We start from the raw sequence: 20330 nt of genomic DNA, 5'->3' as shown, positions 1-20330 counted from the left end.
AGGAACCACAACATGAGGCACCACAAAGACCCAAGCAGAAGACAACTCGAGCCCGGAAGACAACCCAAGCGGAAGACAACTCAAGCACAGAAGACCCCCACAACCCCGACAGCCGCCACAAGCATGGGGGCGCTGCACCCGTTACGTGCCGGTGCACCCGTTACGTGGCGGTGCACCCGTTACGTGGCGGTGCACCCGAACAGAAGAGGTGCATTGCCTACGGATCGGGTGCAGTGCCCCAACAAACAAGAACAAACGCGGAACTGGCATACCGAACCACTCACCACCACACCCCTCCATGCGCAGCTAGGCCCTACTGGCGGCAGGATGAGCACGCCGCCCACGCCGCCCACGCCACCACCTGCACTCCGGCCCATTCCGGCCCATTCCGGCCCACTCCGACACCTCCTACACCCTTACATGCGAAGAGCCCGTTAACCTGCGCGCAGGTGGGTCCAGAGCGCCACCTGACTGGCCGACGACGTGATCTGTGGGAACGAACTCGTCCACCCATGCCGCAACACCTGGAACTGCCCCCACCAACGTGTTCTGTCTGATAGCCCTCGGCTTCCCAACGTCGCCGATAGTGGCTCGCGTGTGCCGGAATCCCCTGCATAAGGAGGCTGGTGGTGTGCACTCCTGTGCGGCAGGAATGCTATTCCTCCGAGTGCGTGGGTGCGGTGTGGATGCGCCCCCATTTGTTTTTTCCGCGCAGTGAGTCGAATGTGTTCTCCCAGGCAGCGATGATCCTGACATCGAGGTGGAGGTGTGGCCACAGTTCGATGAGCAGGGCGTGATTGAGGTATTCGTGTTGCTCCTGCGTGGCTTCTCGTATGTCGTCGCGGGGGGACGGGAATCCTCCCATGCGGTTCCATTTGTGTGCGATTGAGACTACACTTGTCACAACTCGTGTTGCCGTTGGTAAAGATGCCTGCGGTTCGGGACCTGTGGGTCCCTCACAGTGAGGCGAGGTTGAGAGGAAATCCCGATGACGCGCGGGACTCGGTCGTTAGCTGTACTCGGCGTGCTCACTCTGTCCGCGGTGGGGCTTGTTCCTGCCGCTTGGGCGACTGACGCCGGGGCGGAACTTGCGCAGGTTGCTCAGTCGGGCGTTGGATACCCTGCTCAGTCGGGAGAACAACGTGCTCCCGAAACATCCGGTACGCCCGCTGCCCAGGGGAGCGGAATCACCCAGGGGCAGTCGGCCTCGTCAATGACGGGGGAGGGACAGCTGAGCGCCCCCGAGAGTCGTGGCTCTCAGCCCTCCGCCGACGTCGAGACGACTGGGGGCGTGCCCGCGAGCGTGGCCGCGACCCCGGAAGGTGCCGCTGGGCGTGCGGTTGCAACTGCTGAGGATGCCGCGCCAAACGGTGCGACCGTCGATACCCCAATCCCGGACATCCAGGCGGTGGGGGAGGGAGATGACTCGGCGATGGTGGGGGCTACCCTCACCACGGTCGGCGTCGTGACGGCCGCCTACCCGGCGGGGGAATCCGGGCTGGGGGCCACCCTGGACGGCTACACCATCCAAACGCCGGGCAGTGGCGGCGCGTGGGATGAGGGGCGGGTCAGCTCGGACGCGCTGTTCGTCTACGCGGGGAAGAACGGCCAGATCCCGGCCCTGGGGACGTGCGTGCGCGTCAGTGGCGTGGTCGGCGAGTTCCCGGCGACGACCGCGAAGGAAAACCCCTCGAGCCTGACCCAGTTGGCTGCCACCGGATTCACGCAGGTAGACGGGTGCGAGGCCGTGGCTCCCTCTCCGGTCACCGGTGTCCCTGTGGATGGGCAGGCGGAGGCCTACGAGTCGATGCTGCTGGATCCGCAGGGAACGTGGACGATCACGGACAACTATGCGGCGAATCAGTATGGGACGCTGGCGCTCACACCGGGCTCCGAGCCGCTGCGCGCCGCGACCGACGTGGTCGCGCCGGGGCAGGCCGCACGCGACTTTGAGGCGGCTAACGCCGCGCGGGTGATCACCCTCGACGACGGGACGAACACGAACCTGCTGAAGGGTGCGGCGACCGAGGTGCCCTACGCCTACCTGGCCAACGGGGCTCCCGCGCGCGTGGGCTATCACGTGACCTTCTCCGCTCCCGTCGTCTTGGAGCCGAGGCATGGGTCCTTTGTCTTTCAGCCGACCTCCATGGTCGCCGGGCATCCCGACCGATCGCCCGTGACCGTCACCGGGCAGCGGCCGAGCGCACCCACGGTCGGCGGGGACACGCGCGTGGCGACCTTCAACGTCCTCAACTACTTCTCCGACCTGGGCGTCGACGAGGCCGGATGCACGGGCTACCCGGACCGCACGGGCGCCTTCGTGACGGCCAAGAAGTGCAAGGTGCGCGGCGCGTTTTCGCGCGAGGCCTTCGCCAACCAGGAAGCCAAGATTGTCTCCGCGATCAACGCGCTGGGGGCCGACGTGGTCGCCCTGGAAGAGATCGAAAACCCCGTCGCCGTGGGGGTGGGGAGTGACCGCGACGCCGCCCTGGCGCGGCTCGTGACCGCCTTGAACGAGGCCTTGGGATCCGACGTGTGGGCATACGTGCCCTCGCCGCCGACCATCCCGGCCGGCGAGGACGTCATCCGCGTCGCCTTCATCTACAAGACCGCGGCCGTCACGCCGGTCGGGGACTCCGTCATCCACGACGACGCGGCTTTCTCGGGCCTTGCACGCCAGCCGCTGGCCCAGGAGTTCGCGCGGCGTACCACCGAGCGCGCGTCCGCCCCTTCCTTCGTGGTGATCGCCAACCACTTCAAGTCCAAGGGGTCCGTGCCGGTCGGGGCCGGGGACGGTAACACCGATAGCGGGGATGGGCAGGGAAACGCCAACGCGATCCGCGTCGCCCAGGCCTCGTCCCTGGCGTCGTTCGCGGCACGCTACGCGGACAAACCCACGCTGCTGGTCGGCGACTTCAACTCCTACTCGCAGGAAGACCCGATCAAGACCATCGAAGGCGCCGGGTGGGAGCGCGTGTCGGGATCGGGCGAGCCCTCCTACGTGTACGCGGGCCGCTCCGGGTCGCTGGACCACGTGTTCGCCAACGCAGCCGCCACACCCCTCGTTGCCGGTGTCACCAGCTGGGCCGTCAACGCCCAGGAGTCCATCGCCTTCGAGTACTCGCGTGCGGGCATGAACGCCCACCTGGCCGTCGAGGCCGAGGGCCCTTACCGCTCCTCCGATCACAACCCCGAGATCATTGGGCTCAGGCTCCTCGAAGGCACGCCCACACCGGGCGATGAACCAGTGCCAGCGGTGACGCCAGGACCGGAAACGGGCACCACCCCGACGCCCGCGACGAGCCCGGCGCCCGCCGGGCCCCGACCGCATAGCGCCACCACCTCCGCACCGCGTGTGACCACCCGGGGTGCCACGGCCTCGTCCCGCGGAAAGAGCCCGGAGAACCGCGCCTCTCCCGCGAGTGCCCGGGCCCTCGCGCGCACGGGTGCCAGCGCCGAGCTCGCCATCGGGGCCGGGTTCCTTCTCGCCCTCGCGGGTCTGGCCGTGCGCGGGACGGCGTGTCGCCGCCTGGGCGCCCCTCAACGTTGAACCATCCCAGTCACCACAACACGCGGCGTTGTTGCCGCTCAGAAAGGAACACACCATGCGCAAACCATGGACACGCCTCGCGCTCGCTTCGGTGTGCGGGCTCGCCCTGGCAACGCTGCCAACAGTGGCAGCTGCTAACCCGCAGGAGGGGGCCGCGCCGCAGGACGAGGCCGCGCCGATCACCCTGGACCTCTACAACCTGACGGACGTCCACGGGCACATCCAGCAGGTCACCAAGAAGGGAGTCGTGCGCGAGGCCGGCCTGCCCGCGATGAACTGCTACCTGAAGAAGGCACGCGAGACGAACCCGAACTCGTCCTTCACGCTGTTGGGCGACAACATCGGAGCGTCCCCCTACATCTCGGGCGCGCTCAACGACAACCCGACTATCGCGGCCCTCAACACCCTGAACCCGCTGGCCTCCACGATCGGCAACCACGAGCTGGACATGGGGCAGGCTGTCTTTAAGCAGCGCGTCGACGGCTCCAACCCGAGCGAGTACGTGCAGGCGACCTTCCCGTACCTGGGAGCCAACATCGAGGGCATGGGCACCTACGGGGACGGCATCCCCTACCTCGGGGACTACAAGCTGTGGACGTCGCCGTCAGGCATGAAGGTCGCCTTCATCGGGGCCATCGCGCAGGACGTCCCCTACAAGCTGAGCCCTGGCACGACGGAGGGACTGACCTTTAGCGACCCGATTGCGCGTATCAACTCGCTGGCCGCATCTCTCAAGGACAGCGGCACGGCAGACGTTGTCATCGCCATGCTCGACGACGACGTGAAGAACAACTACACGAAGGTCGGCAAGGACGTCGATGGCCTCATGGGTGGGGACACGCACGTGCCCTACGAGTTCGACCACGTGAATTCGGTGGAGCACTTCGAGTCCGCGAACCCGCGCCTGGCGGGTATCGCGTCCGGCTCCTACACGGATAACCTCGGTCTGATCCGCCTGACGATTGATCCTGCGACGCGCCAGGTCACGAGTGCCGACTCGATCCTCATCCCGGCCGCCGAGGTTGCCCAGTGCGGCGCGGACCCCGACACCCAGGCAATCGTTGATAAGGCCGAGGCCGACTCGAGGGAAGCGGGCAAGCGCGTCGTCGCGACCGGCTACACGACACCCTTCATGCGCGGTGTCTTCACGACCCCCGACGGGCTGACCGAGCCGGGCTCGAACCGCGGTATCGAGTCCTCCCTCGGTGACCTGGTGGCCGACTCGCTGCGCGAGACGATCCTCACCCCGGACGGAAAGAGCGTCGACATCGGCATGATCAACGCGGGAGGCCTGCGCGCCGACCTGGTGCCCAACGAGGACGGGACGATCACCTATGCGCAGACCTACGAGGTCGAACCCTTCTCCAACGAACTCGGCTACGTCACCCTCAAGGGATCGGACCTCAAGGACGCGCTCGAACAGCAGTGGAAGACGGACCTGAACTCGCAGAATTCTCGGCCCATGCTCAAGCTGAGCCTGTCCTCGAACGTGCGCTACACCTACGATCCGGCCAGGCCCTACGGGGAGCGTATCACGTCGGTGACGATCAACGGTGAGCCGCTGAAGGCTGATGGGACCTACACGGTAGGGTCCGTGAACTTCCTGTTGGACGGCGGAGATTCCTTCGAGGCCCTCACTCGCGGGGGAGCAACCGTGACGAACGGTAACCTGGACCGTGACGTATTCAACGATTACTTGGCGCGCCACTCGGGCGTCGCGGACCGGGCTGCGGGCGCCGCGAGCGGCCTGGCCCCGCGCGAGGCGAAGTCCTCGATCGGCCTGACCCTGCCCACCGAGGCGGTCGCCGACGGCTCGACCGTGACGATCCCGCTGCGCGGCCTGTCTTTCTCGGAGGGGCCTTCGATCACGCGCAAGGTGCGCGTGAGCGCGGGCGGTCCCGAGGCCGTGGCCGACGTGGATAACTCCCTCGTGGACGCGCACGCCTCCGACGCTGCCGCAGTCATCACGACGGACGGCGCGGGACAGGCGAGCGTGGATGTGACGGTCGTGGGTGCGTGTGAGGGGAAGGCGGCCGGCGAGGTCGTGAATGTGGCGCTGACGGTCGCCACCGACTTTGCAACGGTCGTCGAGGCCACGGATGGCCTGACGATTCCGGTGACCTGTGCGGGCACCGAGGCCCCTGTGCCGGCCCCGTCCCCGTCGGCCAACGCGGACCAGGGGGCTGCCCCCGGCGCGGGTGCTCCTGCTTCCACGAAGAAACCGAACGCTGGCGCTCCTCGTGGGGCCATCGCCCGCACGGGTGCTGATTCCCGGGGATTGCCTGTCGCGTTTCTGCTGGCCGTCGTTGGTGTCGCCGCACTCTGGCTGCGTCGTTCTCAAATCGTTACCAGCAGGTAAGCGATTTGCCTTGACGTGATGGTGGTGGTGCGGGACACTTGGATACAGCGTAACTGCTGGCTCGCATGATTGGTACTATCGTGCGATAGTGTGAGAAATTCGTTCCCGCACCACCATCAATACGCAAGAGACTCGCGTCGCTAGAGAGAGATATTCATGAAGCAGTCCGTCAAATTTGCCGCCGCTATGGGCGCGCTCACACTCGCCTTGACCGCGTGTGCTGGAAATGGAAATGTGGCCCAGCAGTCTGATGGGGCCAAAGCTGAGCTTCCCTTCAAGGCATGCGCCGTCTCAGACACCGGCGGCTGGCAGGATAAGTCCTTCAACCAGTCCGCCTATGACGGGCTGATGGAGGCCAAGTCGTTCCTGGGGGTGACGGTCGATACCGCCGAATCCGACACGGTGGAGGACTTCACGAACAACGTCGAGAAGATGGTTGACGACAGCTGCACGCTGATCATCGGCGTCGGCTTCCATCTCGAGCCGGCCATCCACGAGTCCGCCTTGAAGCACACGGACCGCAACTACGCCCTTATCGACTCCGGGTTCTCCGACGGCACCAACCCCGTTGTTCTCGAGAACGGTCGCCCGTTGCTCTTCAATACCTCCGAGGCCGCCTACCTGGCGGGCTATGCCTCGGCCGCAATGACGAAGACGGGTAAGGTCGCCACCTTCGGCGGCGCTCAGATTCCCGCCGTGACCGTGTTCATGGATGGATTTGCCGACGGCGTGAACGCTTACAACCAGGCCAAGGGCGCCTCCGTGCAGGTGCTGGGCTGGGATAAGGAAGCCCAGACCGGCGCGTTCACCGACTCCTTCGATGATCAGTCGCTGGGCCTGCAGCAGGCACAGCAGTTCATCTCCGAGGGCGCCGACATCATCATGCCCGTCGCCGGCCCCGTGGGCCTGGGCGCTGCCGCGGCTGCCAAGAGCAGTGGAAACACGCTGATCGTTGGCGTGGATACCGACTGGTACGAGGCCAACCCCCAGTACTCCTCGATCGTGCTGACCTCCGTTCGCAAGGAGATCGGTGCCGCGGTCGAGCAGGCCATTCAGGATTCGACCAAGGGGAAGTTCACCTCGGATCCCTACGTGGGTACGCTGGCCAACGGCGGCGTCTCGCTTGCTCCCTTCCATGACTTCGAGGCTCAGGTTCCCATGGAGGTCAAGCAGGAGATCAGCAAGCTGACCGAACAGATCAAGAAGGGAACGCTTGTCATCGAATCGGAGAACGCTCCGAAGTAAGCCTTCTGGCCTCTCGCTGGCGGCCAGATGATCACGTAATCGTTATCAAAGCGAGAACAACCAGTCCTTGACAGGGACTGAGACGGCGCGGGACACTCGGATCAGACGTAAAAGTCGACTCATGCAAATGTTCGCAGGCACGCTGCGAACAGGGTCCGAGCCCGCGCCGTCATTGATTCATCGAAGAATCCGCATCAACAAAGGAACATACTCATGAAGCACCTCACGAAGCTCGTCGCTGCGGCGGGCATTGCATCGCTCGCGCTGTCCGCATGTGGCGGCGGGGGAAGCGCCGGCGGGTCCGGCGGTGGCTCTGGCGAGGCTAAGGACGCTGCGTCCTTCAAGGCCTGCGCAGTCTCCGACGCCGGCGGCTGGGACGACAAGTCCTTCAACGAGTCCGCGTATAACGGCCTCACGAGCGCCCAGACCAGCCTGGGCATCAAGATCAACACGGCTGAGTCCAGCTCTGACACCGACTTTGCTCCCAACGTCGAGGCCATGGTCTCCGATGGCTGCAACCTGATCATCGGCGTCGGCTTCAACCTCGAGCAGGCGATTCACAAGTCTGCGGAAGACAACACGGACGTGCACTACGCCCTGATCGACTCCAGCTTCTCCGACGGCTCCAAGCCCGTCACCCTCGACAACGGTCGTCCGCTCCTGTTCAACACGGCAGAGGCCGCGTTCCTGGCGGGCTACGCCGCTGCGGGCATGACGCAGACGGGCAAGGTCGCCACCTTCGGCGGCATGCAGATCCCCTCGGTGACGGTCTTCATGGATGGATTCGCCGACGGCGTTGACGCCTACAACAAGGCCAAGGGCACCACCGTGCAGCTGCTCGGCTGGGACAAGGCCGCGCAGAACGGCTCGTTCACGCAGAACTTCGACGACCAGACCCTCGGCAAGGAGCAGGCTCAGCAGTTCATTTCGCAGGGTGCCGACATCATCATGCCCGTCGCTGGCCCCGTGGGCCTGGGCGCCGCGGCGGCCGCCAAGGCCGACGGCAACACTTTCATCATCGGTGTGGACTCCGACTGGTACGAGGCCAACCCCGACTACTCCTCGATCGTTCTGACCTCGGTCATGAAGGAGATCGGCGCCTCGGTCGAGCAGGCCATCAAGGACTCCGTCGACGGCAAGTTCACCTCGGATCCGTACGTGGGCACGCTGGCCAACGGTGGTGTCTCGCTCGCTCCCTTCCACGATTTCGATGCGAAGGTCTCCGACGAGCTCAGGTCCGAGCTGGACAAGCTCGCGGACGATATCAAGTCCGGCAACCTGAAGATCGAATCGCAGAACGCCCCGAAGTGATGTCCCTGTGGTGGGGCTGTCGGCAGGTGTGCCGGCAGCCCCACCCGGGTTTCGGGAGGCTATCGCGCGCCTGTACTGGGGAAGGTCGAAGGAATGAAACTAGAGCTGCGGGGGATCACGAAGAGGTTTGGTCCCCTCACCGCCAATGACTCGATCAACTTGACGATCGAGGAGGGGCACATCCACGCCCTGCTCGGAGAGAACGGAGCGGGCAAGTCCACACTCATGAACGTCCTGTACGGGATGCATCAGCCCGATGAAGGGCAGATCCTCATCGACGGGGAGCCCGTGACGTTCAAGGGACCGGGCGACGCGGTCGCCGCGGGTATCGGCATGGTTCACCAGCACTTCATGCTGATTCCGGTCTTTACCGTGGCCGAGTCGATTGCGCTCGGCTTTGAACCGACGGGTCCCGCCGGCATCATCAGCCGCGAACGCGCGCGCAAGACTGTGCGCGAGGTGTCGGCGCGATTCGGATTCGACCTGGATCCTGATGCGCTGATCGAGGATCTGCCGGTTGGTGCGCAGCAGCGCGTCGAGATCGTCAAGGCGCTGTCGCGTCAGGCGAAGGTCCTGATCCTGGATGAACCGACGGCCGTGCTGACCCCGCAGGAGACGGACGAGCTCATGACGATCATGCGTCAGCTCGCCGACTCGGGGACGTCGATCGTGTTCATCACGCACAAGCTGCGCGAAGTGCGCGCGGTTGCCGACGAGATCACGGTGATTCGACGCGGAAAGGTCGTGGGCGAGGCCTCGCCCACCGACTCCGAGGCATCCCTGGCCTCCCAGATGGTGGGCCGCGAGGTGCTCATGCGCGTCGACAAGGAGCCGGCGCGCCCTCGCGGTGGGGGCCTCGTCTTTGACAACGTGTCCCTGCTGGGCGCGAACGGCGTGCCCGAGCTCGATCACGTCTCCTGCCAGGTCCAGCACGGCGAGATCCTCGCGGTCGCCGGCGTGCAGGGCAATGGGCAGACTGAGCTCGCCGAGGCGATCCTGGGTCTGCGTGTTCCCGACAGCGGCACGATTACCCTGGAGGGCGCGGATATCACGCGCGCCAAGCCCCGCAAGTCCCTGGAGGCGGGCCTCGGGTTCATCCCGGAGGATCGCTCGACGGACGGCATTATTTCCTCCTTCTCGGTTGCGGACAACCTGGTCTTGGACCAGTTCGATGCCGCCGATTTTGCCGTCGGCCCGGTTCGTAAGCTGGGCGCGGTCGCCCGCAACGCGCGCGAGAAGCAGGAGGAGTACGACATTCGCCTGACGTCGATTACCGACCCGATTTCGTCCCTGTCGGGCGGCAATCAGCAAAAGGTCGTCGTTGCGCGCGAAATGTCACGGGACCTGAAGCTGCTGGTGGCCAACCAGCCCACGCGAGGCGTGGACGTCGGGTCGATCGAGTTTATTCACCGCAGGATCGTGGACACGCGCGACCAAGGCTGCGCGGTGCTGCTGATTTCGTCGGAGCTCGACGAGGTCGTGGCCCTGGCTGATCGGATCGCGGTCATGTATCGCGGCCGGATTGTCGGCATTGTTCCGCCGGACACAGGGCGCGACGTCCTGGGTCTCATGATGGCGGGTGTTCCCCTGGACGAGGCCATGGCGACCTCGTCCACGAGCGGCGTTGGTAGCGACGTGGAGGGGCAGGAGAAGTGATGAATAAGAAAAACACCGCGTCCCTCGGTGTGTTCACGAGGATCGTTGGTTCTCAGTGGTTTGTCTCGGTGATCTCGGTCGTGATCGCGTTCTTGATCGGCGCGATTCTTATTGCTATGACCGGTGCGTCGGTGACGGATGCCTACTATGCGATGTTCCGCGGCGCGATCGTGGACCCGCAGGCATCGACCTTCGTGCGAACGATTAAGCCGCTGATGGACTCGGTGTACTTTGCGATTCCGTTGATCATCTCGGGTCTGGGCCTGGCCTTCGGCTTCCGTGCGGGCCTGTTCAACATCGGCGGTAAGGGCCAGATGATCGCCGGTGCGCTCGCGGCCGTGTGGGTGGGTTTCTCGCTGAGCCTGCCTCCGGTGGTGCACACCCTCGTTGCGCTGACGGCCGCGATCGTCGCGGGCGCCGCTTGGGGTGGCATCGCTGGCTTCTTGAAGGCCAAAACGGGCGCTAACGAGGTGATCGTGACGATCATGCTCAACTCGATTGCGACGCTGGCTCTGGGTTATGTGCTGAGCCAGAAGGCGTGGCAGAAGCCCAATTCGAATCAGCCCATCACTCCCAACGTTGCTGATTCGGCTGCCTTGGCCAAGCTGATGAGCGGTCCGATCAAGCTGCACTGGGGCCTGATCGTCGCGCTTGTTGCGCTGGCGGTGTTCTGGTTCCTGATGGAGCGTTCCACGCTGGGCTTCCAGATCCGCGCGGTCGGCGCGAACGCGGCTGCGGCCCGTACGGCCGGTATTTCAGTCGAGCGCATCACGGCGGTCACGATGATGTTCTCGGGCGCGTTCCTGGGATTGGCGGGTGCGAACGAGGCCTTGGGTACTCTCGGGTACGTCTCTCGTGACGTGGCCGGTTCGATTGGTTTCGACGCGATCACGGTGGCCCTGCTGGGGCGCAACAAGGCGTGGGGAACGTTTGGTGCCGGCCTGCTCTTTGGTGCGTTCAAGGCGGGCGGTTACGCGATGCAGGCCAAAGACGTGCCGATCGACATGATTTTGATCCTGCAGGCTGTGATCGTGTTGCTGATTGCCGCGCCGGCGTTGGTGCGGTGGCTGTTCAGGCTTCCCGACGCCAAGCGCCTGGCAGCCAGTGGAAAGGGGAACGACGATGCGCACAAGTGAGAAGGACACGCAGGTTCTGGCCAAGCGCTCCTGGAAGCTTCCTGGCGCGTACGTGGCCGCCAGCGTTTTGGCGCTGGTTTTCAGCGTCGCAACGCACGGTGACGTCACGATCCGACTCAACGACAAGTCGCAGTCCTACACGATCCCCGACATCGTCACGGCTGGTGCCCCGATTGTGTGGGTGCTTGCGGCCCTGATCCTCGTCATCACGGCGTGGACGCTGGCCAGCACGATCCGGCGCGTTGAGGACCCGTCGTGGGCCCGCACAGCGGGGATGGTCGTCGTCGGCGTGTCCACGATCCTGGGCTTCCTGCTCTACGCCGGCTCGGATTCGACCGGTGCGGTGACGCTGACCTCGACCCTGGTCTCGACGGTGGCGATTTCGACGCCGCTGATTTTCGGTTCGCTCTCGGGCGTGATCTCCGAGCGCGTCGGCGTCGTCAACATCGCGATTGAGGGCGACCTGCTGGTCGGCGCGTTCGCGGGGGTCATGGCCGCCTCCTACTTCCAGACCCCCTACGCGGGCCTGGTGGCGGCTCCTCTGGCCGGCGCCTTGCTGGGCTCCCTGCTGGCGCTCTTCTCCGTGAAGTACGGGGTGGACCAGATCATCGTCGGCGTCGTCCTGAACGTGCTGGCTCTTGGCCTGACGACCTTCCTGTACGGGACGATCATGAAGGCAAACCAGGGTGCGCTGAATACGAACCGCTACTCGCTCACCGACATCAAGATTCCTGGCCTGTCTGAGATTCCGGTGATTGGGCCGGTGCTCTTCGACCAGTCGATCCTCGTCTACCTCATGTACGTGGCCGTTATCGCGCTGGCGTTCTTCCTGTTCCGTTCCCGCTGGGGCCTGCGTCTGCGGGCCTGCGGCGAGCACCCGCGCGCGGCCGACACCGTCGGCATTAACGTGGGGCGCACGCGCACGGTGAACACGATCCTGGGTTCGGCCTTCGCTGGCCTGGGTGGCGCGTTCTTCACGATCGGGTCGGGACTGGCGTTCACGGACAACATCTCCGCGGGCAACGGCTACATTGCCCTGGCGGCGATGATCCTGGGCAAGTGGAACCCGGTGGGTGCCATGGCAGCGGCCGTCATGTTCGGCTTCGCGCAGGCCCTGGCCCGCATGCTGCCCAACATTGAGCCCGCGATCCCCGCCGACCTGGTCTCGATGATCCCCTACGTGGTGACGATCATCGCCGTGGCCGGATTCGTCGGGAAGTCTCGTGCCCCCGCGGCCGAGAACGTCCCCTACGTGAAGTGAGAGGCACGGTTACGATGACACAGCTCGACTGGGACGCCCTGCTGGGCGCGGCCATCGACGCGATGACCCGCGCCTACTGCCCCTACTCCCAATTCCCCGTGGGGGCCGCGGGCCTGACGGACGACGGGCGCATCGTCAGCGGATGCAACGTCGAAAACGCGAGCTACGGGGCGACGCTGTGCGCCGAGTGCGGCATGGTCTCCGACCTGATCCGCACCGGCGGCGGCACGCTCGTCGCGGTCGTCGCCGTCAACGGGGAGCGCGTGCCGGTCGCCCCGTGCGGGCGCTGCCGCCAGCTCATCTACGAGCACGGAGGACCGGCATGCCAGGTTCTCATGCCCGGGGGCGTCGCCGACATGACGCAGGTCCTGCCCGGCGCCTTTGGCCCACACGACCTGGAGGAGGCGGCATCCCGCCTTGCCCCCAGGCCAGACATTGTGTCCGACCCGGCCCAGGCCTCGTCGGAATAGAAAGAAGGAACGAATGGCACTCTTTGATGCCGTTGACATCATCCGCACGAAGCGGGATGGGGGCGTCTTGACCCCCGACCAGATCGACTGGACGATCGACGCCTACACGAAGGGCGTCGTCAAGGACGAGCAGATGGCCGCCTTGGCCATGGCGATTTTCCTGCGCGGAATGGACCGTGCGGAGATCGCCCGCTGGACGGACGCGATGATCCGCTCGGGCGCGCGCATGGATTTCTCCTCCATCGGCAAGCCGACTGCCGACAAGCACTCCACGGGCGGCGTGGGCGACAAGATCACGCTGCCCCTGGCCCCGCTGGTCGCCTGCTTCGGCGTGGCCGTCCCGCAGCTGTCGGGCCGAGGCCTGGGGCACACGGGCGGTACCCTCGACAAGCTCGAGGCCATCCCCGGGTGGCGCGCGCAGCTGTCCAACGAGGAGATCATGACTCAGCTGGGGTCCGGCTGCGGCGCGGTCATCTGCGCGGCCGGATCAGGCCTGGCTCCCGCGGACAAGAAGCTCTACGCGCTGCGCGACATCACCTCGACCGTGGAGTCGATCGCGCTGATTGCGTCCTCGATCATGAGCAAGAAGATCGCCGAGGGCACGGGTGCCCTGGTCCTGGACGTGAAGGTCGGCTCGGGTGCCTTCATGAAGGATATCGACGCCGCTCGTGAGCTCGCCCGCACGATGGTGGACCTCGGACGCGACGCGGGGGTCGCCACGCGCGCCCTGCTCACCGACATGTCCGTGCCGCTGGGCCGCAAGATCGGCAACGCGCTCGAAGTCGAAGAGTCCGTTGAGGTCCTCGCCGGCGGCGGACCCGCCGACGTCGTCGAGCTGACCTGCGAGCTGGCGCGCAACATGCTGGAGCTGGCTGGCGTCCACGACGCCGACGTCGAGGCCGCCCTGGCGGACGGCCGCGCGATGGACCGCTGGCGCGCGATGATCAGTGAGCAGGGAGGCGATCCCGACGCTCCCATGCCGCGCGCCGCGCACACCCACCAGGTGCTGGCCGAGGCCGACGGAACCATCGCAGAGATGGACGCCCTGTCCGTGGGCGTGGCCTCCTGGAGGCTGGGTGCGGGTCGCGCCGTCAAGGAGGACCCGGTGCAGGCAGGCGCCGGCATCGAGATCCACGCCAAGCCGGGCGAGCGCGTCACCAAGGGGCAGCCGATCCTGACGCTGCACACCGACGACGAGTGGCGCATCGACCGCGCGCTGGAGGCTCTGTCCGGCGGCATCGGTATCGCCGACGGGGTGGAGCTCGAGCAGCGCCGCGTCGTCCTGGAGACCATCTCCTGACGGCTGGGCCGGGCACGGGAAGGACGGACGTGGACAGGCGCGACGAAGCGGCGATCGAGGCGGTCAAGGCCTACTACCAGCAGGACCTGAGCCAGGCCGAGGTCGCCGCCCGCATGGGCATCTCCCGCCCCACGGTTGCCAAGCTCCTGGCCCACGGCCGCGCCCGCGGTTTCGTGACCGTCGAGATCCATGATCCGCGCGAGGAAGCCTCCGAGCTAGCCTTGCGCCTGCAGGAGCGCTTTGCCCTGGCGTGCGTGCGCGTGGCCCACGGCTGCGTCGCGGACGAGGCCGAGGCTATCTCCCAGGTCGGGCGCGTCGGTGCGGAGCTGGTGGCCCGGCTGGTGCGCGACGACATGAGCGTCGGCATCTCCTGGGGTCGCACGATGAGTGCCGTGGCCTCCCACCTGGCGCGCTCCCCGCGCCAGGGTGTGCGCGTCGTCCAGCTCAAGGGCGGAACCTCCTTCTCCGACCGGGCGACGCACGACTTCGAGATCATGCGCGCCTTTTGCGACGCCTTCGGCGCTGAACCCAGCTACCTGCCTCTGCCCGTTATTTTCGAGGACACGGCCACGGCCTCGATCGTGCGGGCGGACCGGGGGATCGAGCGGATCCTGCGGGAGGGACGCGGCGTGGATATCGCCGTGTTCACGGTCGGCGCGGTCAAGAAGGAGTCGCTCTCGCTGAACCTGGGCCAACTCGAGGCCGGCGAGGTCGACGCGCTGCTGCGCGACGCCGTGGGAGACGCGTGCTCGCGTTTCTACACGCGCGCGGGCACTGTCGCCCTGGCCGCCATCGACGAGCGCACGGTCGGCATCCGGCTGGAGGAGCTGCGTTCGCGCCCGGTGCGCGTCCTCGTGGCGGGCGGGCGCACCAAGACCGCGGCGTTGGAGACGGCGCTGCACATGGGGCTGGCCACGCACCTCGTGGTCGACCACGACCTGGCCCTCGCGCTGCTGGACAGGCAGGGCGAGGCACCCCCGTCGAGGGCGGGCAACGACGCCCTCGACGGATGAGAACACTTGTCAATTCAGTCGTTGACACTATGACAATGCAGGGCATAGCCTTGCGAACAGGTAAAGAAGCCGTAACGGAGCCACCGCTCCACGACGTATCGGAGGACACATGCGCTCGACACCGCACATCAACCCCACCGCCCCCATCGCCGAGACCATCCTCCTGCCGGGGGACCCGCTGCGCGCGAAGTTCATCGCCGAGAACTACCTGGAGGACGTCCAGCAGTTCAACGCGGTGCGTAACATGCTCGGCTTCACGGGTACCTTCCAGGGCACGCCCGTGTCCGTCATGGGTTCGGGCATGGGCATCCCGTCCATCTCCCTGTACGCCTACGAGCTGATCCACGAGTTTGGCTGCACACGCCTCGTGCGCGTGGGCACGTGTGGCGCGCTCCAGCCCGACATGCACCTCTACGACGTCGTCGTCGCCCAGGCGGCCTGTTCGAACTCCGCGTTCCTGGATCAGTACCAGCTGCCCGGTTCCTACGCGCCGATCGGTTCTTTCCGCCTCATGGAGGATGTCGTGCGCCGCGCCCGCGAGGCCGACGTCCCGGTCCACGTTGGCAACGTGTTGTCCTCGGATACCTTCTACAACGCCAACCCGACCTTCAATGAGGGCTGGCAGCGCATGGGCGTGCTCGCGGTCGAGATGGAGACCGCTGGCCTGTACGCGACCGCCGCCCACGCGGGCGTCGAGGCGCTGGGTATCTTCACCGTCTCGGACTCCCTGGTCACGGGCGAGGTCACCGACGCTCAGGCGCGCCAGACCGCCTTCACCGCGATGATGGAGCTGGCCCTTCCGCTGGCCACGCTCTGACACGAGAGGAACGTACCCTATGAACAAGCGTGATGTGGCCGCGATGATCGACCACACGATCCTCAAGCCCGAGGCCACGACCGCGGACGTGGCGCGCATCGTCGAGGAGGGCGCCGCCGCCGGCACCTTCTCGGTGTGCGTCTCCCCCTCGATGCTGCCCCTGGACGTGCCCGAGGGGCTCAAGGTTGCCTGCGTGGTCGGCTTCCCCTCGGGCGCGGTCAAGCCCCAGGTCAAGGCCTTCGAGGCCGCCCAGGCCGTCGCCGATGGCGCCGACGAGGTCGACATGGTCATCAACGTTGAGCTGGTCAAGGACGCGCGCCTGCACGAGCTGGAGGAAGAGATCGCGGCCGTGCGCCGGGTCGTGCCCGCCCCGCGCGTCCTGAAGGTCATCATCGAGTCCGCAGCCCTGAGCGACGACGAGATCGTCGCCGCCTGCACGGCCTCCATGGCCGCCGGTGCCGACTTCGTCAAGACGTCGACGGGCTTCCACCCGGCGGGCGGCGCATCGACGCACGCGGTCGCGCTCATGCGCGCCACGGTCGGCGACGCCCTGGGTGTCAAGGCCTCGGGTGGCATTCGCGACGCCGACACGGCGCTCGCCATGATCGAAGCCGGAGCCTCCCGCCTGGGAGTCTCGGCCACCACCGCCATCCTGGCAGGGCTGGAGGACTAAGTGATGGAACTGCTCGACAAGGCCCAGCAGTGGGCTGACCATGACCCCGACAGTGCCACGGCCTCGTCCCTGAACGCCGACATCGAGGCGGCGCGCGGCGGAGACGAGGAGGCCCTGGCTCGCGTGGGCGCCGCCATGAACGGCCCCCTCGAGTTCGGCACCGCGGGCCTGCGCGGCGTCGTCGGCCCCGGCGAATCCCGCATGAACCTGGCCGTCGTCATCCGCGCGACCGCCGGCCTGTGCGAGGTTGTCAAGCGTCACGCGACGGGCACCCCGACCCTGGTCGTCGGCTGCGACGCGCGCTACGGCTCCTCGGAGTTCGCCACGGCCGCCTGCCGCGTCGCCTCTGCTGCCGGCGTACGCGTCCTCGCGCTGCCCCAGGCCAACCCGACCCCGCTGACCTCGTTTGCGGTGCGCCACTACGGCGCGGACGCGGGCGTCATGGTTACCGCCTCGCACAACCCCGCCCCGGACAACGGCTACAAGGTCTACCTGGGCGGAAGCGTCGTCACCGGCGACGGACAGGGCGTCCAGATCGTCCCGCCCTTTGACGCCGAGATCGCCGCGGCCATCGAGGCGACCCCGCCGGCCGACCAGGTTCCCATGAATGACGACCTGGTCGAGGCCGTGGACCCCCGCGACGAATACGTGGCCGAAGCGGTCAAGCTGGCCTCCGGCGACGAGGCCGCCCGCGCGGACCTGCGCATCGTCTTGACCGCCATGCACGGCGTGGGGGCGTCCATGACCGCGCGCGTCCTGGCCGAGGCAGGCTTTGCGAACGTCTCGCTCGTGGCCGCGCAGGCCGAGCCGGACCCGGACTTCCCGACCGTTCCCTTCCCCAACCCGGAGGAAGCCGGCGCCCTGGACATGGCGATCGAGCAGGCCCGGGCCGAGGGCGCCGACCTCATCATCGCGGTCGACCCCGACGCTGACCGCTGCGCGCTCGCGGTGCCCGACCCGGGTGCCGAGGCCGGGTGGAGTCCGCTCAGCGGCGACCAGATCGGGTGCCTGCTGGGCGAGTTCCTCGCGGCGCGCGGCCTTGAGGGCTCGCTCGCCAACTCGATCGTGTCCTCTCGCCTGCTGGCCCGCATCGCCGAGGCGCACGGCCTGGTCCACCACACGACGCTCACGGGCTTCAAGTGGATCGCGCGCGCCCCCAAGCTGGCTTTCGGCTACGAGGAAGCCATCGGGTTCTGCCCGAACCCGGAGATTGCGCGCGACAAGGACGGCATCGCCTCCTCGGTTGTCGCCGCGTCGCTGTTCGCCGCGCTCAAGGTCGAGGGGCGCACCGCGTGGGACGAGCTGGATCGCCTGGCCCACGTTCACGGCCTGCACGTGACCGGCCCGCTGACCTTCCGCGTCGAGGAGATCGAGCAGATCGCCGCTGGCATGGCTCGCCTGCGCGCCCAGCCGCCGTCCGTCCTGGCGGGCTCGCCGGTTGTTGAGGTATCGGACCTGTCGGAGGGCTACCGGGGCCTGCCGCCCACGGACGGCGTCCTGGTTGTGACCGAGGCCGGGGACCGCGTGATTGCGCGCCCGTCGGGCACCGAGCCGAAGCTCAAGTGCTACCTCGAGGTCATCCTGCCCGCTCCCGAGGGTGAGCCGGTGCCGTGGGAGGCCGCGCGTGAGCGTCTGGAGCTGATCAAGAGCGAGTTCGGTCGGATTATCGGCCTGTAATCGCTGGTGGGGGCCTCCGTCGGCAGATTTAATAGGGGTGAATCCCTGCGCACAAAAATAGATAACGTTATACTTGCGTATATGTCACCTCGCATTGAATCTCCAACGGAGGCCCTGCCTTTTGCTGACCGTCCCGTGGATAAGACGCCCGGACACTGGGTGCTCGCGCGAGCGGGTAAGACGGTCCTGCGCCCCGGCGGCCTGGCCCTGAGCACGTGGGCACTGAAGCGAGCCGTCCTGCCCGGCGCTGACGTCGTCGAATTCGCCCCGGGCCTGGGGGTTACGGCGAGGGCGATCATTGGCGTCGGACCCTCCTCCTATACCGGCGTTGAGCGCGACCCCGACGCCTGCGCGCGCGTCGATGCCATCGCCTCGGGCGTGGGCCGATGCGTGAACGCGGACGCGGCCGAGACCGGGCTGCCGGACGAGAGTGCGGACGTCGTCGTCGGCGAGGCCATGCTGTCCATGCAGGGCGAAAAGGCCAAGCGCGCCATCATGGGCGAGGCCGCGCGTATTCTGCGCCCCGGCGGACGCTACGTCATCCACGAGCTGGCGATGCGCCCCGACTCCATCGGCGAGGAACCTGCTACCGAGATCAGAAAAGCCCTCGCGCGTGCCATCAGCGTCAACGCCCGACCCCTGACCGTCGCCGACTGGAGGCGCGCCCTCGAAGAGGTCGGCCTCATCGTCGAAGAAACCCGCATGGCACCCATGGCTCTGCTCAAGCCCGGCCGCATGATTGCGGACGAAGGCGTGCGCGGGGCGCTGCGCGTCGCCCGCAACGTCGTGCGCGACAAAGACCTGCGCGGGCGCGTCGCGACAATGGCGCGCACGTTCAAGAAGTATGACCGCAACCTGTGCGGCGTCGCCATCGTCGCGCGCAAACCCAAGGAGAACGAATGAGCCTCTCGCCCGAATCCAACACCGAGGTCCCCACCCCCATCATGACGGACCTGCAGGACATCGCCTCGATGGTTCAGATCAACGAGGGGGCCACCGTCTCGCGCACCGTCATGCACGCAGAGGGCGTGCGCCTGGTGCTCTTCAGCTTCGACAAGGGCGAGATCCTCAGCGAGCACACCGCCGCGATGCCGGTCATCCTCCACACCCTGGAGGGCGCCCTCGAGATCGAGGCCGACGGCCGCACCGTTGTTCTCAAGCCTGGCGACGTCATCCACTTCGGCACGCGCCTGCCCCACGCGGTGCGCGCGCTTGAGCCCTCGAAGCTGGCCCTGTACATGCTGGATCGTCGCGAGCGCCCCACGGCCTGAAACGCTCCTACCAAGCTGGGAACCCCGACCTCGTCTGAGAGCAACGAGGCCGGGGTTCCCCGTCGTTGAGCGGTGCACCGCCCGAGCGCACGCGCTACGTGAGCGAGGCCCTGCCGGCGCCTCGTGCGACCAGCCACAGGCCGACCTCAACGATGAGGCCCGAGACGACGAAGACGAGTGGCACGCTCACACGCGCATCCATGAAGGTCGTTGCGGCCAGCGCGATCCCGTGGGCGGTGCCCAGGACGCCGCCGCCAAAAAGGATCGGCCAGGCAGCGCGATGCGCGCGTTCCCACTCCTCGGAGCCGGGCTCCACGCCCGGCAGGCGCAGGCCCAACGGAGGGCGGCACGCGCCCGCCCGCGCCGTCAGGCCCGAGGAGAAGAGGTAGAGGCCGCCCGCGACGAGCGCCAAGGCAACCAGAACGAAGACGGCGATCAATGCGACGGACACGGGAACCTCCAGAAATAACGAGCGTTTCACGGCTGTTTCACGGGTCGCGTCAGCCGCCCGATCATTCTACCCGGCCCCGGCCTCGTCCCGATGAGGCGACAGCGAGCGGGGCGCCGACCGTGCCCTCAAGCGCGCGACCC

The 20330-nt window shown here is 66.9% G+C and carries 16 protein-coding genes; 15 read left to right on the top strand and 1 reads right to left on the bottom strand.

Annotated features, from left to right (window positions below):
* The first annotated feature begins 988 nt into the window (after positions 1–988).
* The 15 genes from O3669_RS01475 (at position 989) to O3669_RS01405 (ending at position 19739) form a co-directional block, all read left to right on the top strand.
* Positions 989–3550: an ExeM/NucH family extracellular endonuclease gene (locus O3669_RS01475; protein ID WP_371523365.1), complete on the top strand. Its 2562-nt coding sequence runs from the start codon at positions 989–991 to the stop codon at positions 3548–3550.
* Between the two features lie 55 nt (positions 3551–3605).
* Positions 3606–5909 carry a bifunctional UDP-sugar hydrolase/5'-nucleotidase gene (locus O3669_RS01470; protein WP_371523364.1) on the top strand — a complete coding sequence of 768 codons (2304 nt, stop codon included), beginning with the start codon at positions 3606–3608 and terminating at the stop codon, positions 5907–5909.
* A gap of 156 nt (positions 5910–6065) precedes the next feature.
* Entirely contained in the window at positions 6066–7154 is a 1089-nt protein-coding gene (locus O3669_RS01465) for a BMP family protein (RefSeq protein WP_371523363.1), read from the top strand.
* A 213-nt stretch (positions 7155–7367) separates the two neighbouring features.
* Complete coding sequence (locus tag O3669_RS01460; RefSeq protein WP_371523362.1) at positions 7368–8465, top strand: BMP family protein; 1098 nt, start codon at positions 7368–7370, stop codon at positions 8463–8465.
* A gap of 93 nt (positions 8466–8558) precedes the next feature.
* Entirely contained in the window at positions 8559–10121 is a 1563-nt protein-coding gene (locus tag O3669_RS01455) for an ABC transporter ATP-binding protein (protein WP_371523361.1), read from the top strand.
* Positions 10121–11257: an ABC transporter permease gene (locus O3669_RS01450; RefSeq protein ID WP_371523360.1), complete on the top strand. Its 1137-nt coding sequence runs from the start codon at positions 10121–10123 to the stop codon at positions 11255–11257. Before O3669_RS01455 ends, O3669_RS01450 begins: the two co-directional genes overlap by 1 nt.
* A complete protein-coding gene (locus O3669_RS01445; RefSeq protein ID WP_371523359.1) occupies positions 11244–12518 on the top strand; it encodes an ABC transporter permease in 1275 nt (424 codons plus the stop codon). The genes O3669_RS01450 and O3669_RS01445 overlap by 14 nt, the downstream gene beginning before the upstream one ends.
* Positions 12519–12532: 14 nt before the next feature.
* Positions 12533–12988 (top strand): cytidine deaminase, encoded by a 456-nt coding sequence (locus O3669_RS01440; RefSeq protein ID WP_295918969.1) that lies wholly within the window; start codon positions 12533–12535, stop codon positions 12986–12988.
* A gap of 13 nt (positions 12989–13001) precedes the next feature.
* The gene (locus tag O3669_RS01435; protein WP_371523358.1) at positions 13002–14288 is read left to right on the top strand and encodes a thymidine phosphorylase; all 1287 of its coding nucleotides are present in this window, start codon (positions 13002–13004) and stop codon (positions 14286–14288) included.
* Between the two features lie 29 nt (positions 14289–14317).
* Entirely contained in the window at positions 14318–15301 is a 984-nt protein-coding gene (locus O3669_RS01430) for a sugar-binding transcriptional regulator (protein ID WP_371523357.1), read from the top strand.
* 109 nt (positions 15302–15410) lie between these two features.
* A complete protein-coding gene (gene deoD / locus O3669_RS01425; protein WP_314768084.1) occupies positions 15411–16118 on the top strand; it encodes a purine-nucleoside phosphorylase in 708 nt (235 codons plus the stop codon).
* Between the two features lie 19 nt (positions 16119–16137).
* Complete coding sequence (gene deoC, locus O3669_RS01420; protein ID WP_371523356.1) at positions 16138–16791, top strand: deoxyribose-phosphate aldolase; 654 nt, start codon at positions 16138–16140, stop codon at positions 16789–16791.
* 3 nt (positions 16792–16794) lie between these two features.
* Positions 16795–18468 (top strand): phospho-sugar mutase, encoded by a 1674-nt coding sequence (locus O3669_RS01415; protein ID WP_371523355.1) that lies wholly within the window; start codon positions 16795–16797, stop codon positions 18466–18468.
* 81 nt (positions 18469–18549) lie between these two features.
* Positions 18550–19371 carry a methyltransferase domain-containing protein gene (locus O3669_RS01410; RefSeq protein WP_371523353.1) on the top strand — a complete coding sequence of 274 codons (822 nt, stop codon included), beginning with the start codon at positions 18550–18552 and terminating at the stop codon, positions 19369–19371.
* Positions 19368–19739, top strand: coding sequence for a cupin domain-containing protein (locus O3669_RS01405; protein WP_295966284.1), 372 nt, complete (start codon positions 19368–19370; stop codon positions 19737–19739). Before O3669_RS01410 ends, O3669_RS01405 begins: the two co-directional genes overlap by 4 nt.
* A gap of 94 nt (positions 19740–19833) precedes the next feature.
* Here the strand turns inward: O3669_RS01405 and O3669_RS01400 are convergent, their stop codons facing one another.
* Complete coding sequence (locus tag O3669_RS01400) at positions 19834–20190, bottom strand: permease (RefSeq protein WP_295918989.1); 357 nt, start codon at positions 20188–20190, stop codon at positions 19834–19836.
* Positions 20191–20330: the final 140 nt, after the last annotated feature.

It is taken from the genome of Pauljensenia sp. 20925_1_34 (genome assembly GCF_041432775.1).
Lineage (GTDB): Bacteria > Actinomycetota > Actinomycetes > Actinomycetales > Actinomycetaceae > Pauljensenia.
This window is presented reverse-complemented; position numbering and strand designations above follow the sequence as displayed.

Coding starts and splice junctions, on each gene's coding strand:
- O3669_RS01475 (WP_371523365.1), top strand. CDS start 989: ATGACGCGCGGGACTCGGTCGTTAGCTGTACTCGGCGTGCTCACTCTG.
- O3669_RS01470 (WP_371523364.1), top strand. CDS start 3,606: ATGCGCAAACCATGGACACGCCTCGCGCTCGCTTCGGTGTGCGGGCTC.
- O3669_RS01465 (WP_371523363.1), top strand. CDS start 6,066: ATGAAGCAGTCCGTCAAATTTGCCGCCGCTATGGGCGCGCTCACACTC.
- O3669_RS01460 (WP_371523362.1), top strand. CDS start 7,368: ATGAAGCACCTCACGAAGCTCGTCGCTGCGGCGGGCATTGCATCGCTC.
- O3669_RS01455 (WP_371523361.1), top strand. CDS start 8,559: ATGAAACTAGAGCTGCGGGGGATCACGAAGAGGTTTGGTCCCCTCACC.
- O3669_RS01450 (WP_371523360.1), top strand. CDS start 10,121: ATGAATAAGAAAAACACCGCGTCCCTCGGTGTGTTCACGAGGATCGTT.
- O3669_RS01445 (WP_371523359.1), top strand. CDS start 11,244: ATGCGCACAAGTGAGAAGGACACGCAGGTTCTGGCCAAGCGCTCCTGG.
- O3669_RS01440 (WP_295918969.1), top strand. CDS start 12,533: ATGACACAGCTCGACTGGGACGCCCTGCTGGGCGCGGCCATCGACGCG.
- O3669_RS01435 (WP_371523358.1), top strand. CDS start 13,002: ATGGCACTCTTTGATGCCGTTGACATCATCCGCACGAAGCGGGATGGG.
- deoD (WP_314768084.1), top strand. CDS start 15,411: ATGCGCTCGACACCGCACATCAACCCCACCGCCCCCATCGCCGAGACC.
- deoC (WP_371523356.1), top strand. CDS start 16,138: ATGAACAAGCGTGATGTGGCCGCGATGATCGACCACACGATCCTCAAG.
- O3669_RS01415 (WP_371523355.1), top strand. CDS start 16,795: ATGGAACTGCTCGACAAGGCCCAGCAGTGGGCTGACCATGACCCCGAC.
- O3669_RS01410 (WP_371523353.1), top strand. CDS start 18,550: ATGTCACCTCGCATTGAATCTCCAACGGAGGCCCTGCCTTTTGCTGAC.
- O3669_RS01405 (WP_295966284.1), top strand. CDS start 19,368: ATGAGCCTCTCGCCCGAATCCAACACCGAGGTCCCCACCCCCATCATG.